Origin of the sequence: Xanthomonas sp. NCPPB 4467, assembly GCF_041475665.2 — a bacterium.
Classification (GTDB): domain Bacteria; phylum Pseudomonadota; class Gammaproteobacteria; order Xanthomonadales; family Xanthomonadaceae; genus Xanthomonas; species Xanthomonas dyei.
The window spans coordinates 5,091,711-5,105,962 of record NZ_CM191260.1; the positions used below are offsets into that span (position 1 = coordinate 5,091,711).

Below are 14,252 nucleotides of genomic sequence, written 5' to 3' on the forward strand. Positions count from 1 at the left end.
GCTGCTCCGGATCAGCGCGCGTCGCGGTCGCGTTCAGCCTGCGCCTCGCGCGCCTGCTCGGCCTCGCGCGCCTGCTCGGCAGTGCGGGAGTCGTCGCCGAGCTTGCCGGCCGGCTTGTCGTCGTCGTGCATGCCTTTCTTGAATTCCTTGACCGCGCTGCCGAGATCCTTGGCACCGCTGGTGAGACGCTTGGTACCGAACACCAGCAACACGATCACCAGCACGATCAGCCAGTGCCCAATGCCGAAACTGCCCATGATCTGCTCGCTTGCTGAAAAGAAGGAAGGCTCAGGATACCCCAGCGCACCGCGCAGGGGGATGACAGCGGCTTAGCGGTTGCCGTCTAGTGATTCGGTGCGGATTTCGCCATCGGACACCGACTGGAACCCCTGCTGCGGAGGCGGCGTGGTGCTGGGCTGCATCGGCACCGTGCTGGCCTCGTTGGCCGGCGGCGTCGGGGCCGATTGCGCTGCCGGGGCTGCGCTTGGCGCGCGCGCTGGCGGTGACGGCGCGGTGTCGTCGCTGTCGCCGTCGCTGCTGCGATTGGCGCGCGCGGTGTAGGTGACTTCTTCCAGACGATCGCGGAAGGCGATCACGTCGGTGGACGGGCGCTCGTTGGTGCGGCCTTCGAAGATCATGCGCGGGGTGGCGCCGCCGCCGTAGGCGTTGAGGTCGGCGGCGTCGTCGATCTGCAGCACCGCGCCATCCAGCGCCACGCCGGCGAACAGCCCACGGGCGCGCGACCACGACCAGATTTCGGCCTTGAGCTGGCCATCGGTAGCGGCGGCGGCGTTGCGGCCCACCGGGCCGGCAGCCACGCCGGCATCGGCGCCGAGGGTGAACTTGCCGTTGACGATGTTGTCCAGGCTGCGGTCGTTGCGGAACACCAGCACCACGTCGGAGGACTGCACACCGGCCTGAAAGCCGATGCTGCCGCCGGTGAGCTTGACGAACACCGGCTGCGACCAGCTGCCGTCGGCGTTCTTCATCGACATCAACCCATGGCCTCGGCGGCCGCCGATCACCAGGCCGGCCTTGAGCGTGTCGGGGATGACCACGATGGCCCGCGCCTCGTCGAGCAGCTTGTCCGGGATGGACTGCTCGGGAATCTTCATGATCTCGTTGAGCACCCGCACTGCGTTACGCGCACGCTGGTCCTCTTCCGGGCCGGCAACGGCGTGGCCGGCGGCGAAGGTCAGCGACAACAACAGGGCCAGACGCGACAAACCAGGCATGACAAGCTCCAAAGGACGATCCGTCAAAGATAGCAATGCGGCGACGTTAGTGCTGGCGCAATGAATCGGTGGTGAGCGCATCCGGCGGCAAGACGGCGCAGATCGGGACGATTGATGCGCTGTCCTCGGCAGTCCTGCCCGGCTCTGCCAGAATGGTCGGCATGAACACCACTCCTGATACCGCCCTGCTGGTCGTCAACCTCGGCACCCCCGAATCGCCGACCGCCCCGGCCGTGCGCCGCTACCTGGCCGAGTTCCTCAGCGACCGTCGCGTGGTCGCGATCCCGCCGCTGTTCTGGAAGCCACTACTGTATGGGGTGATCCTGCCGATCCGCGGCCCCAAGTCGGCGGAAAAATACGCCAAGGTGTGGCTGCCCGACGGCTCGCCGTTGGCGGTCTATACCCGCCGCCTGACCGAAGGCCTGAAGGACGCAATGCCCGACTGGCAGGTGGAATGGGCGATGCGTTACGGCGAGCCCGCCCTGCGCAAGACGCTCGATGGCCTGCGCGCGCGCGGCATCAAGCGCATCGTGGTGTTGCCGCTGTATCCGCAGTATTCGACCACCACCACCGCCTCGATCCAGGACGTGGTGGATGCGTGGCGGCCCAGCGCGCCGGAGGTGGAGGTCAGCGTGATCCAGGAGTACTGCGAGGACGCAGGCTGGGTAGCGGCGATCGCCGATTCCATACGCGCGCACTGGCAGGTGCACGGGCGCAGCGAGAAGTTGATGTTTTCCTTCCACGGCCTGCCGCAACGCGTGGCCAAAGCCGGCGACCCGTATCCGCAGCAATGCGAACGCAGCGCGCAGGCGATCGTGAGCGCATTGGGCCTGGGCCCGGACGAGTGGCAGATGGGCTACCAGTCGCGCTTCGGTGCCGAGCGCTGGCTACAGCCGTATGCCGAACCGACGCTGTGGGCGCTGGCCGAAGGCGGCGTGCGCAGCTTCGACCTGGTGTGCCCGGGCTTTGCCACCGATTGTCTCGAGACGCTGGAAGAAGTGGCGCTGGGCTTTGCCGAAACGCTGGCCGAGCGTGGCGCTACGCTCAGCTATATCCCCTGCCTCAACGCCGCCCCACCGCACGCGCAGGCACTGGCCGCATTGGTACGCCGCGCGTGAGGTTGGAGCCGTTTGCGTGCGAGCTGGCGATTGGGCGTGTCACCGGCTTGCGCAACACCGACCGCGGGCCATGCCGGGTGCTGGCATTGCACGGCTGGCTCGATAACGCGGCCAGCTTTGTCCCGCTCAGTGCGCATCTGCGCGCGCCCGATCTGGATCTGGTGCTGCTCGACCTGCCCGGTCACGGCCACAGTGCGTGGCTGCCGACGGGCGCCGAATACACACTGAGCAGCGCAATTCATAACCTGCTGCAGGTGGCCGATGCATTGGGTTGGGACCGTTTCACCTTGTTGGGCCACTCGCTGGGCGGCGGTGTCGCCAGCCTGATGGCCGCCGCCGCGCCCGAGCGCATCGAGGCCTTGGTGGTGATCGAAGCGCTGGGAGCGTTGGGCGAACCGGTGGAAAGCACCGCCGAGCGGTTGCGCGACTCCGTGCGCTCGACCCGCACCCTGCCGCAACGGCCGCTGCGTGTCTTCAGCTCGATGGAAGCGCCGGTGCGCGCACGCATGATGGCCAATCAACTCACCGAGCCGGCGGCGCGCTTGCTGGTGGAACGCGGCCTGCGCGTGGTCGAAGGCGGCTACAGCTGGTGCACCGACCCGCGCCTGACCTTGCCCACCGCCATCCGCATGACCGAAGCGCAGATCGACGCGCTGCTGGCCGCCATCGCGTGCCCCACCCAGGCCATCTTCGCCACGCCGGGGCAGCCGTATTTCTCCGACACCCTGCGCGATCACCGTGTGGCCATGGTGCCGGACGCCCGCCTGCACCTGCTGCCGGGCAGCCACCATGTGCATATGGAAGCACCGCAGGCGGTGGCGGCGGTAATCAATGGGTTTTGGGCCACGCTGCCGCAGCCGTGATGCAGGCATGCGCGATCCGCAGATAAGCTGACGCGATGGCAGATCCCATCCGTGTGGTCACTGCGATTGAATCCTTCGCTGTGTGGAATGCGCCGTGGACGTTTTTCGACACGGTGCACGCGACGCCACACTTGACTGCCGATGATCGCCTGCTGTTGCAGCAGGTGTGGTCGGTGGCGTGTCACGCCGGACACTGGACGTCGGGTGGCACGCTGAATACAGGCGCGGCGGTAGCGGAGAGTGCCCTGACATCGCACTTTGCGTGGTTGTCAGCGCAGGCTTGCCGGCAACTTGCCAGGGCTGCGTCGTACGCGTGGCGTTAACCAAGCGTGCCATCACGCGTGATCGGCATGTTGCTGATGAACCATGATTGGATTCAAGGCGCATGCGGATCATTGCAAGAGCCAGGGCAGCAGTGGCTTTTCTGCAGCGACGTTTGCGTCACTCGCCCTGCAACAACCGCCGCAGCTGCGCCTTGAGTTGGCGGCCGTGTTCGTGGAAGTAGCTGCGCTCGTCGCGCCAGGCGGGGAGGCGACGTTCCACTTCGGCCCAGAACGCGGGCGAGTGATTGGCCTGCAGCAGATGGCAGAGCTCGTGCACCAGCACGTATTCGAATGCAGACGGGCGGCCGAGGACCAGCGCCAGGTCCAGCGCCATCGAGCCATCGGGGGCGAGCGAGCCCCATTGCGACGACATCACCTTGAGCCGCAGACGCGTGGGCGGGCGCGGCAAGCCGGGCAGATAGGCGGGCAACCAGCGGCCGACGTCGGCGCGTGCCTGCGCTTCGTAGAATTCCTTCAGCGTGCGGCGCAGGCCGGCGTCGCCCAGCCGGGACGGCACGTGGAAATGCGCGCCTGCCTCATCGACTTCGATGCGCGTGTAACGGCCTTCGTGCCAGTGCAGCGGGAGCAAGACGCCACGCAACGGCAGCAGCCCGGGCACACCCCGTTCCAATGCAGGAAACGCATCGACCTGCTGGTACCGCGACAGTTGCGTGCTCAGCCAATCCAGATGCGCATGCAGGAACCGTTCGCCGGAGATCAGGCTGGCCCGCAGCGGCAAGGTGAGCCGCGCACCGCGTTCGTCGACACTGAGTTTGATGCGCCGCGCGCGTGAGTCGCGCACGCGCAGCACCTCGATCTCGCGGCCTTCCAGTTGCACGCGCACGCAGTCGCGTTGGACAACCTGCGAGGGCGGCGCAATCAGGCGGCGGACGGGCTTGAACATGGGCACAGGATAGCGCTGCGATGTGTCAGGTGGTGAGACGCCGGCGGCGTTGCTGCCAATGCGTGGACGACGTCGGAGGGCTGGCTGGTTCGGACGCGACGTGGATGGCGTCACTGTGCGTCGGCATGACACGCGCACAGCGCGGGATGCCAGGCACTGGGCATGCACGCGGCGCCATCAACGACTGGCGGATGTAGTGCGTGCCACGCAGTGCGAATCGCTGTGCGAGAGATGAACCGCACGATGGAATACACCACCAGCCGCGCTGACAAGCGCGGCTGGTGGTGTACGGATTACTCCGCCTTGCTCAACTTCAGCGCGGTTTCCAGCAGCAGGAACAGCCGGCGGATTTCTGCGCTCATCAACGCAAAACGCGCATCGAGTTCGGCACGCGCGCCATCGTCGTCGCTGTGTTCGAGCTGGTCCAGCGCGCCGTCGAGGAACTTGAGCTTGCGGATCACCAGATCGTCGCCGAGCACGAACGACAGATTGTCGTCCAGCACCAACGCCAGCTTGGTGACCTGCTTGCCGGCCTCCAGGTGCTTGTCGATTTCGTCGCCGCGCAGTTCCTGATGCTGGCACTTGACCACCGCGCCGCCTTCGATGGGGTCCTTCATTTCGCATTCTTCGCCCAGGCTCAGGCCGTCGGGCAGCGGCTCGCCGGCGATCCAGCCGGTGAGGATGGCGCGTGGTGCGACTTCGGCATTCAACGGCAACGCCGGGAAGCTGCCGAGCGCGCCGCGGATCTCGCTCATCACGTTCTCGCCGCTCTTGCGGCTGGACGTGTTGACCGCGATGTAGCCGTTTTGCAGGTCCAGAATCGCGTCGGTGCGCGAGCTCTTGACGAAGGCGCGCGGCAGCAGCTCATGGATCAGGTCGTCCTTGAGGCGCTTGCGGGCCTTGCCGCCGGGGCGACGGCCTTCCTTCTCTTCGATCTCGGCGACCTTGCGCTCGAGCAGGTCGTTGACCACTGCGCCAGGCAGGATCTTGTCCTCGCCACCGATGGTGAGCCACAAGAACTCTTCCAGGCGGTGCGAGAGCACTTCCTGCTCGTCGCGGCCGAATGGCGAAATGAAACCGCGCGAACTCATTTCCAGCGGGCCGACCGGCTTGAGCTGCACCTGCGGCAGCAGCGTCTCGATCTCGGAAAAATCCAACGTGGTGGGAAAACGGAACAGGGTGAGATTGCGAAAGAACATGCGTAAGACCGAAGAAGAGAAACGTGGAGGTGGAAGACCGACGGCGACCGGGTGGGCGCGTCAGTCGCTGTCGTGTATGGCATCGCCAGTGGCGAACCAGGCAGTGGAATCTGGCGCGTCCGTGGTGGCATCGGGCACGCGGCCCAGACGCATGAAATCGAACAGCGTGCGGTCGGCCAGTTGCTCGGGGCGCACGTCGCCGAGCGCGCGCGCAATCTGCTCGACCCGGCCGGGCTGCTCGTGGTCCCACTGCTGCAGCATGCGGCCGACCTGCTGGCGCTGCAGGTTTTCCTGGCTACCGCACAGGTTGCACGGGATGATCGGAAATTGCCGCGCCTGCGCGTACTCGGCGATGTCGGCCTCGCGCACATAGGCCAGCGGGCGGATCACCACATGCGCACCGTCGTCGCTGCGCAGCTTGGGCGCCATTGCGGCCAGCCGCGCGTGGTGAAACAGGTTCATGAAGAACGTGGCGACGATGTCGTCGCGGTGATGGCCTAGCGCGATCTTGGTCACCCCATGCGCTTGCGCATAGGCATACAGCGCGCCGCGCCGCAGCCGCGAGCACAACGAACATAGGGTCTTGCCGGCCGGAATCACCCGGCTGACCACCGAATAGGTGTCCTGCTCGACGATGTCGAATGGCACGCCCAACTCGCGCAGGTAGGCCGGCAGCACATGGGCGGGGAAGTCGGGCTGTTTCTGATCCAGATTCATCGCCACCAAGGTGAACGGCACCGGCGCCTTGCGCTGCAGGTGCAGCAGCATGTCCAGCAAGGTGTAGCTGTCCTTGCCGCCGGACAGGCACACCATGATCTTGTCGCCAGCGGCGATCATGCCGAAATCGGCGATCGCCTGGCCCACCTGGCGTTGCAGCCGTTTGCCCAGGCGCAGCTGCTCACGCTGCACCCGCTGGCGCGGGTCGCGCGGCGCGGGATCGGCCAGGGGTTGCGGCAGCGGCAGGACAGCGGTCATAAGCCGCTCATTGTAGCTGCCGGGGCGGATTGGGATTGGGATTGGGTCGTGAGGCCAGAGGCGGCTGCCCCCATCCGCCCTTCGGGCACCTTCCCCCGTAAACGGGGGAAGGGAGCAAACCCTCTTCTACGGGGGAGCGCCTCCCGCCCAGTCATTTCCCGGCGATCTCCTCTTCTGGTGGTCCCTCTTCTGGTGGTCCCTCTTCTGGTGGTCCCTCTTCTGGTGGTCCTTCTTCTGGTGGTCCTTCTTCTGGTGGTCCTTCTTCTGGTGGTCCTTCTTCTGGTGGTCCCTCTCCCGCACGCGGGAGAGGGTGCCCGAAGGGCGGGTGAGGGCAGCACGCCAACGCACATCACCGGCATCCCCAGATCCGGCAGCCATGGAACAGTTCGCATCTCGCAGCGCAGCAAGCCTTTCGGCGGCGGGCTGGGTAAAGTCCACAGGACCGTTTCAGCTGGGATCGGCATGACACCTTGGGCTTCGCTGTATGGCGCGGCTTTTTTCAGTCGGCTTTTTGGTAGCGCTAACATTTTTTGGGTTGCCAAGCAGAACACGCACGCACAGATCTACGGCATGTGCTGCAGCGACGCGACGCCACCGGCCGTTACGCCTTCCATTACTGCTGTGTGTCGATCCCATCCCTCTCCCCCCGTGACACCCCCTTTCTGCAGGAGTCCACCCCATGAGCAACACCGTTTTCATCGGCGCGAAGGAATATTTTCCCGGCATCGGCAAGATCGGCTTCGAAGGCCGCGACTCCGATAATCCGCTCGCGTTCAAGGTCTACGACGCCAACAAGAAAATCGGCGACAAGACCATGGCCGAGCATCTGCGCTTTGCCGTGGCCTACTGGCACAGCTTCTGCGGCAACGGCGCCGATCCGTTCGGCCCGGGCACGCGTGCGTATCCGTGGGATGCAGGCAACACCGCGCTGGGTCGCGCCGAAGCCAAGGCCGATGCCGCGTTCGAATTCTTCACCAAGCTCGGCGTGCCGTATTACTGCTTCCACGACATCGACCTGTCGCCGGATGCCGACGACATCGGCGAATACGAAAGCAACCTCACCCACATGGTCGGCATCGCCAAGCAGCGCCAGGCCGACACCGGCATCAAGCTGCTGTGGGGCACCGCCAACCTGTTCTCGCACCCGCGCTACATGAATGGCGCATCCACCAACCCGGACTTCAACGTGGTGGCGCGTGCGGCGGTGCAGGTCAAGGCTGCGATCGATGCCACCGTGGAATTGGGCGGCGAAAACTACGTGTTCTGGGGCGGCCGCGAAGGCTATGCCTGCCTGCACAATACGCAGATGAAGCGCGAGCAGGACAACATGGCGCGCTTCCTCACCCTGGCACGCGACTACGGCCGCGCGATCGGCTTCAAAGGCAACTTCCTGATCGAGCCCAAGCCCATGGAGCCGATGAAGCACCAGTACGACTTCGACAGCGCCACGGTGATCGGCTTTCTGCGTCAGCATGGCCTGGACCAGGATTTCAAGCTCAATATCGAAGCCAACCACGCGACGTTGTCGGGCCACAGCTTCGAGCATGACCTGCAGGTGGCATCCGATGCCGGCCTGCTCGGCAGCATCGATGCCAACCGCGGCAACCCGCAGAACGGCTGGGATACCGACCAGTTCCCGACCGACCTGTACGACACCGTCGGCGCGATGCTGGTGGTGCTGCGGCAGGGCGGGCTGGCACCGGGCGGCTTGAACTTCGATGCCAAGGTGCGGCGCGAATCGTCCGACCCGCAGGACCTGTTCATGGCGCATATCGGCGGCATGGACGCGTTCGCACGCGGTCTGGAAGTGGCCAATGCGCTGTTGACCTCCTCGCCCCTGGAAACCTGGCGCGCCGAGCGTTACGCCAGCTTCGACAGCGGCGCCGGTGCGGCGTTCGCGTCCGGCAAGAGCACGCTGGTGGACGTGGCCAAGCATGCGGCCGGCAACGTGCCGACCCAGATCAGCGGCCGCCAGGAAGCGTATGAGAACTTGATCAATCAGTACCTGACGCGTTGATGTGGGCCATCGCACGCGCGTCGTGTAGCGCTGCGCGTGCATGACACCTGCCTGCATTGCCACCGCGTAATGCACGCGACCGCGTGAGGTACCGAGAAGGCTGACAACCTGGCGCGGCGATCGGGATCGCTGCGCCGACAACCGCACCGCATGCGTGCGACAGGAACACGTGGCTAGCGCTCGCCTGCAGCAACACCGTAGTGCGCTAGCCGCTCTTATTCGGCCGGGCCGATTGCGATCGGTGCGGCCACCGAATCCCGCTTGACCAGCAGGTGCGCGACCACATGATCGACCATCTTCGGCGTGCGTTCCTTGGCGCGAATCGTCTTCAACAAGATGTCCAGCGCGGCGTCGGCCATGGCGGCGATGGGCTGCTGCACGGTGGTGAGTTCGGGCCAGACGGCGGTGGCGGCGGAAGTGTCGTCGAAGCCGACGACCGACAGATCGCGTGGCACGTCCAGCCCACGCCGATGCGCCACCGAGATGGCCGCCGCGGCCATGTCGTCGTTGCTGGCGAAGATCGCGCTGGGACGGCGCTTGCGGGCCAGCAGTTTTTCGGCCGCCAGCAGACCCGAGCGGTAGGTGTAGTCGCCCGGTTGCACCAGATGCTTGTCCAGACGCAGCCCCGCTTGCGCAAGCGCAGCCTGAAATCCTTCGAAACGCCGCGTGCTGGCCGACAGATTGGGGTGCCCGGCGATGTAGCCGATACGGGTATGCCCCTGCGCGATCAGATGCTCGGTGATCTCCTTGGCCGCAGCGAATTCATCGATGCGCACACAGGCCACGTCGGGACTGAAATGATTGGACGCGATCGCCACCACCGGCACCTTGGCGCGCACCAGTTCCAGCACCGCAGCACGGGATTCGCACAACGGCGGGGGCAGGATCACCCCGGCCACACCCTTGGCGAGTTTGCGCGCGGCACGGCGTTCGGCATCGGCGTCCAGGTCGTCCCAGCAATCGATCACCAACTGGATCGAAGTGCGCGAGGCGACCCGCAGCACGCCCAGCAGCAACTCGCGCAGATACGCACCACTGGGGTCGCTGTAGATCAGCGCAATGCGCGTGCTCTGCGCAGCAGCCAGCGCACTTGCGGCCAGGTTGGGGGTGTAGCCGAGTTTGTCGACTGCACGCATTACGCGCTCGCGGGTGGCGTCGCGCACGCTGCCGTTGTTGTTGACGACACGCGAAACGGTCATCGGCGACACCTTGGCCAACGCTGCCACCTCGTCGATGGTGGTCGCGCGGCTGGTGCGGCGGACCGATTTCCTGACCTTCTCCAAGCGTGGCCTCTTCAAGTGCGAACGAACGTTGGCGGATGTGTGCGTGTTGCTGCCGGTGCACGTACAGCGGGTGCGGGCATGAGGATGCACGTCATGGTACCGGGAAGCAGACAGAGCGGGGTGATGCGCGCAGGCGCTGGTGCCGCAGCGGAGCGTACGGCATGAGCGCTTGGCCGATGGGACGCACTCGCGCAAGCGTGCGTGCGTTGGCGCTGATGTGGCTGGTGCTGTTGGGCGCTGTGCTGCTGCCGGCGGCACCGGTACGGGCCGAAGATGGCTACGAACTATGGTTGCGCTACCACACGGTGCGCGGTGCCGCGCAGTTGCAGGCAAGCGCGCGGACCTTGGTGGTTGCCGGCGATTCGCCCACCCTGCATGCGGCACGCGATGAGCTGGCGCGCGGCGTGCAGGGCTTGCTCGGCCACGCATTGCAGAGCGCTACCACGGTGACAGCCGATGGCGCGCTCTTGCTGGGCGCCGCCAACGCACCGCACATCGCCGCATTGCAGCTGAAAACCGGCGATCTTGGCCGTGAGGGGTATCTGATCCAGACGGTGCGTGTGGATGGGCATCGCGCCACCGCCATCGTGGGCGGCAGCGATGTCGGCGCGTTATATGGCGCCTTTCATTTCCTGCGCCTGCTGCAGACCGGACAGCCGATCACCGCGCTGAACGTGCGCGAATCGCCGCGCTTGCAGCTGCGTATGCTCAATCATTGGGACAACCTGGATGGCGTGGTGGAGCGCGGCTATGCCGGTGCATCGTTGTGGAACTGGCAGACCCTGCCCGGCTACCTCGACCCGCGTTACACCGACTATGCGCGCGCCAACGCATCGCTGGGCATCAACGGAACCGTGCTCAACAACGTCAATGCCAAAGCCTGGAGTCTGACCCCGCAGTATCTGGACAAGGCCGCGGCGCTGGCCACGGTGTTTCGTCCGTACGGTATCCGCGTGTTTCTCAGCGCGCGCTTCAGTGCGCCGATCGAGATTGGCGGCCTGCGCACCGCCGACCCGCTGGACCCGCAGGTACAGCAGTGGTGGCGGACCAAGGCCGACGAGATCTACGCGCGCATTCCGGATTTTGGCGGGTTTTTGGTCAAGGCCAACTCCGAAGGCCAGCCCGGCCCGCAGGATTACGGGCGCTCCCATGCCGATGGCGCAAACCTGTTGGCCGACGCACTGGCGCCGCACGGCGGCGTGGTGATGTGGCGCGCGTTCGTGTATTCGCACGAGCAGCCGGACGACCGCGCCAAGCAGGCGTACAGCGAGTTCGTCCCGCTCGACGGCGCCTTCCGCGACAACGTGATCGTGCAGGTCAAAAATGGCGCGATCGACTTTCAACCGCGCGAGCCGTTTCATCCGTTGTTCGGTGCGATGCGCAAGACACCGCTGATGCCGGAGTTTCAGATCACCAAGGAGTATCTGGGCTTTTCCACCCATCTGGCGTATCTGGGCACGCTGTTTGCCGAGACCCTGCAGGCCGATACCTATGCGCGCGGCAAGGGCTCGACGGTGGCAAAAACGGTGGACGGCACGCTGTTCAACGCCGGCAAGCGTCCGCGCCTCACCGGCATTGCCGGCGTGGCCAATATCGGAGCGGATCGCAACTGGAGCGGCTCGGTGTTCGATCAGGCCAACTGGTACGCCTACGGGCGGCTGGCGTGGGATCCGGCGTTGTCGCCAGAGGCCATTGCGCAGGACTGGGTGCGCCTGACCCTGTCCAACGACCCTGCGGTGGTAACACCGGTAGTCGGCATGCTGCTGCGCTCGCGCGAGGCGGTGGTGGATTACATGACACCGCTCGGGCTGCATCACCTGATGGGGCGCGGCCATCACTACGGGCCCGCGCCGTGGGATGCGGGCAGCGAACGGCCGGATTGGGACCCGGTGTATTACCACCGCGCCGATCGCAACGGCATTGGCTTCGATCGCAGCGCCAGCGGCAGCAATGCGGTGGCGCAATACGCCGCGCCAGTAGCGCGTGTGTTCGGCGATGTGCGGCGCGTGCCCGAGCAGTCACTGCTGTGGTTTCACCATGTGCCGTGGGACCGGCGCATGGCCTCCGGGCGGCCGCTATGGGATGAACTGGTGTGGCATTACGACCATGGCGTGGACGAAGTGCGTGCGATGCGTGCGACCTGGCAAGGCCTGGCAGGCAAGATCGATGCGCCGCGCTACCAGCAGGTGGGCGATTTTTTAGCCATCCAGCAGGACGAAGCGCAGTGGTGGCGCGATGCCAGCATTGCCTATTTTCAGAGCGTCTCCGGGCGCGCATTGCCGGCCGGCGTGGTACCGCCTGCGCATCCGCTGGCGTATTACCAGGCATTGAAATTTCCCTACGCACCAGGAAATCCGAAATGAGCACGCGCGTGATCACGACCCTGGCGGTGCTGCTGTCTGCGGCGATGCTGTGCAACGCTGCGCAGGCGGCCGATACGCCGTTGCTGCATGCACTCTTTCAAGATCATGTGGTGTTGCAGCGCGATGCACCGATCAAGGTCTGGGGCGATGCGGCGCCCGGCGCACGCGTCACCGTGCAGCTGGATGCGCAGCAGGCGCAGGCACGCGCCGACCGTGATGGCCATTGGCAGGTGCGCCTGCCTGCACACCCGGCCGGTGGTCCGTACCGGTTGCAGGCGAGCACGCCCAACGGCGCGACGCAGCAGGTGAGCGATGTATTGATTGGCGATGTGTGGCTGTGTTCGGGCCAATCCAACATGGAATTGCAGGTGCACCGCTCGCTGGATGCGCGCAGCGAAATTGCCGATGCCGATCACCCCAGCATCCGCATGTTCAAGGTGCCGGCGCAATCCAGCCCCACGCCACAGACACACTTCGGTGGCGAGGCGGCGTGGCAGCTCACCACCCCGGAAACGGTGAAAGACTTTTCTGCGGCGTGTTACTACTTCGCACGCGAATTGCAGAAGACCGTCGCGGTGCCGATGGGCTTGATCAACGCCTCGTGGGGCGGCTCGCAGATGCAGGCCTGGATCGGCGACAAGGCATTGCGTGCGGCAGGCGACGATGGTCCGGCGTTGGACGTGCTGGCGCGTTACGCCACCAGCCCGACCGATGCCGCGCCGCGCTGGGGCACGTTATGGGAAACCTGGTGGCGTGCGCATGGCGACAGCGCGCCGTGGCAGCCGGATGCGCCGGGCGCGTGGCAACCCGCACCTGCGGCGCTGGGCGCATGGGACGACTGGGGCGTGCCGCAGCTGGTCGGTTTCAACGGCATGGTCTGGTATCGCACCACCATTGAGCTGACCGCAGCGCAGGCCGCGCAGGAAGCGACCCTGTTGCTGGGGCCGGTGGACGAGCTGGACCAGACCTGGGTCAATGGACGCGGCGTGGGCAGCAGTTACGGTGCCGATCAGGCGCGCCGCTACACGCTGCCGCGCGGCCACCTGCATGCCGGGCGCAACAGCATCGTGCTCAACGTGCTCAACACCTATCGCCGTGGTGGGTTGCTGGGCGATGCGTCATCGCGTGCACTGCAGTTTGCCGATGGCAGCACGTTGCCGCTGGATGCGCCGTGGCAGTACCAGATCGTATCGCCGCAACTGGGCACACCGCCGCGCGCGCCGTGGTCGTCGGCGGCCGGGCTGACCACCTTGTACAACGGCATGATCGCCCCGCTCGGCCAGCTCGGGCTGCGCGGCGTGCTGTGGTATCAGGGCGAATCCAATGCCGGCGATGCAGTGCATTACCCGGCGCTGCTGCAGGCCTGGCAGCGCGACTGGCGTGCACGCTTCGGTGCGCAGCTGCCGCTGCTGATCGTGCAGCTGGCCAACTACGGCGCGCCGCCCACGCAACCGACGGAAAGCGGCTGGGCGCAGTTGCGCGAGGCGCAGCGCCGCTTCGTTGCAGACGATGCGCATGCCGGCCTGGCGGTGGCCATCGACATCGGCGATCGCTACGACATCCATCCAGCCAACAAGCAGGAACTTGGGCGGCGCCTGGCGCGTGCAGCGCGGCGTGTGGTGTATGGCGAGGCGATTGCGCCATCCGGCCCGGTGTCGCGCAGCGCGCGTCGCGATGGCGACAGTATCCGCATCGCTTTCGACGACGTGGATGCGGCGTTGTTGAGTTATGGCAACGACGCACCGATCGGCTTTGAAGTCTGCGCCGCGGCAGCCAACAGTTGCCGCTACACCAGCGCCACGCTGCAGGGCCGCGAGGTCAGCCTGCGCATTCCTTCCGGCATCACCGCGACGCGCGTGCGCTACTGCTGGGCCGACAGCCCGGTGTGCACGCTGTACGACCGCAGCGGCCTGCCCGCCGGCCCGTTCGAACTTCCCATCACTACCGCTTCTTCCCCATGAGCGAGACCACG

The 14,252-nt window shown here is 66.0% G+C and carries 11 protein-coding genes; 5 read left to right on the forward strand and 6 right to left on the reverse strand.

Features of this window, described 5'->3' with window-relative positions:
• Positions 1–11 precede the first annotated feature (11 nt).
• Both tatA and ACCQ06_RS22320 read right to left on the reverse strand, forming a co-directional pair.
• A complete protein-coding gene (gene tatA / locus ACCQ06_RS22315; protein WP_104615188.1) occupies positions 12–257 on the reverse strand; it encodes a Sec-independent protein translocase subunit TatA in 246 nt (81 codons plus the stop codon).
• Positions 258–329: 72 nt separating this feature from the next.
• Positions 330–1,235: a lipid-binding SYLF domain-containing protein gene (locus ACCQ06_RS22320; protein WP_228323693.1), complete on the reverse strand. Its 906-nt coding sequence runs from the start codon at positions 1,233–1,235 to the stop codon at positions 330–332.
• A 152-nt stretch (positions 1,236–1,387) separates the two neighbouring features.
• On the opposite strand from ACCQ06_RS22320, the gene hemH reads away from it, so the two are divergent.
• Entirely contained in the window at positions 1,388–2,353 is a 966-nt protein-coding gene (hemH, locus tag ACCQ06_RS22325; protein ID WP_104615215.1) for a ferrochelatase, read from the forward strand.
• Positions 2,350–3,216 (forward strand): alpha/beta fold hydrolase, encoded by an 867-nt coding sequence (locus tag ACCQ06_RS22330; RefSeq protein WP_316689503.1) that lies wholly within the window; start codon positions 2,350–2,352, stop codon positions 3,214–3,216. Before hemH ends, ACCQ06_RS22330 begins: the two co-directional genes overlap by 4 nt.
• Positions 3,217–3,657: 441 nt before the next feature.
• On the opposite strand, the gene ACCQ06_RS22335 is transcribed toward ACCQ06_RS22330, so the two are convergent.
• From ACCQ06_RS22335 to ttcA, 3 genes are all read right to left on the reverse strand, one after another.
• Positions 3,658–4,443, reverse strand: coding sequence for a YgjP family zinc-dependent metalloprotease (locus ACCQ06_RS22335; protein ID WP_316689505.1), 786 nt, complete (start codon positions 4,441–4,443; stop codon positions 3,658–3,660).
• Positions 4,444–4,736: 293 nt separating this feature from the next.
• Positions 4,737–5,642, reverse strand: a complete 906-nt coding sequence (locus tag ACCQ06_RS22340) for a recombination-associated protein RdgC (RefSeq protein WP_104615193.1) — start codon at positions 5,640–5,642, stop codon at positions 4,737–4,739.
• Between the two features lie 60 nt (positions 5,643–5,702).
• Positions 5,703–6,617 carry a tRNA 2-thiocytidine(32) synthetase TtcA gene (gene ttcA / locus ACCQ06_RS22345; protein WP_316689507.1) on the reverse strand — a complete coding sequence of 305 codons (915 nt, stop codon included), beginning with the start codon at positions 6,615–6,617 and terminating at the stop codon, positions 5,703–5,705.
• A gap of 679 nt (positions 6,618–7,296) precedes the next feature.
• Here ttcA and xylA point away from each other — a divergent pair.
• Positions 7,297–8,634 carry a xylose isomerase gene (gene xylA, locus ACCQ06_RS22350; RefSeq protein WP_316689509.1) on the forward strand — a complete coding sequence of 446 codons (1,338 nt, stop codon included), beginning with the start codon at positions 7,297–7,299 and terminating at the stop codon, positions 8,632–8,634.
• A 215-nt stretch (positions 8,635–8,849) separates the two neighbouring features.
• Here xylA and ACCQ06_RS22355 read toward each other — a convergent pair whose 3' ends face one another.
• Positions 8,850–9,917: a LacI family DNA-binding transcriptional regulator gene (locus ACCQ06_RS22355; protein WP_104615197.1), complete on the reverse strand. Its 1,068-nt coding sequence runs from the start codon at positions 9,915–9,917 to the stop codon at positions 8,850–8,852.
• Positions 9,918–10,093: 176 nt separating this feature from the next.
• Between ACCQ06_RS22355 and ACCQ06_RS22360 the strand changes: the two genes are divergently transcribed.
• Entirely contained in the window at positions 10,094–12,280 is a 2,187-nt protein-coding gene (locus ACCQ06_RS22360; RefSeq protein WP_316692726.1) for an alpha-glucuronidase family glycosyl hydrolase, read from the forward strand.
• The gene (locus tag ACCQ06_RS22365; protein ID WP_316689512.1) at positions 12,277–14,241 is read left to right on the forward strand and encodes a sialate O-acetylesterase; all 1,965 of its coding nucleotides are present in this window, start codon (positions 12,277–12,279) and stop codon (positions 14,239–14,241) included. Before ACCQ06_RS22360 ends, ACCQ06_RS22365 begins: the two co-directional genes overlap by 4 nt.
• Positions 14,242–14,252: the final 11 nt, after the last annotated feature.

Coding starts and splice junctions, on each gene's coding strand:
- tatA (WP_104615188.1), bottom strand. CDS start 257: ATGGGCAGTTTCGGCATTGGGCACTGGCTGATCGTGCTGGTGATCGTG.
- ACCQ06_RS22320 (WP_228323693.1), bottom strand. CDS start 1,235: ATGCCTGGTTTGTCGCGTCTGGCCCTGTTGTTGTCGCTGACCTTCGCC.
- hemH (WP_104615215.1), top strand. CDS start 1,388: ATGGTCGGCATGAACACCACTCCTGATACCGCCCTGCTGGTCGTCAAC.
- ACCQ06_RS22335 (WP_316689505.1), bottom strand. CDS start 4,443: ATGTTCAAGCCCGTCCGCCGCCTGATTGCGCCGCCCTCGCAGGTTGTC.
- ACCQ06_RS22340 (WP_104615193.1), bottom strand. CDS start 5,642: ATGTTCTTTCGCAATCTCACCCTGTTCCGTTTTCCCACCACGTTGGAT.
- ttcA (WP_316689507.1), bottom strand. CDS start 6,617: ATGACCGCTGTCCTGCCGCTGCCGCAACCCCTGGCCGATCCCGCGCCG.
- xylA (WP_316689509.1), top strand. CDS start 7,297: ATGAGCAACACCGTTTTCATCGGCGCGAAGGAATATTTTCCCGGCATC.
- ACCQ06_RS22360 (WP_316692726.1), top strand. CDS start 10,094: ATGGGACGCACTCGCGCAAGCGTGCGTGCGTTGGCGCTGATGTGGCTG.
- ACCQ06_RS22365 (WP_316689512.1), top strand. CDS start 12,277: ATGAGCACGCGCGTGATCACGACCCTGGCGGTGCTGCTGTCTGCGGCG.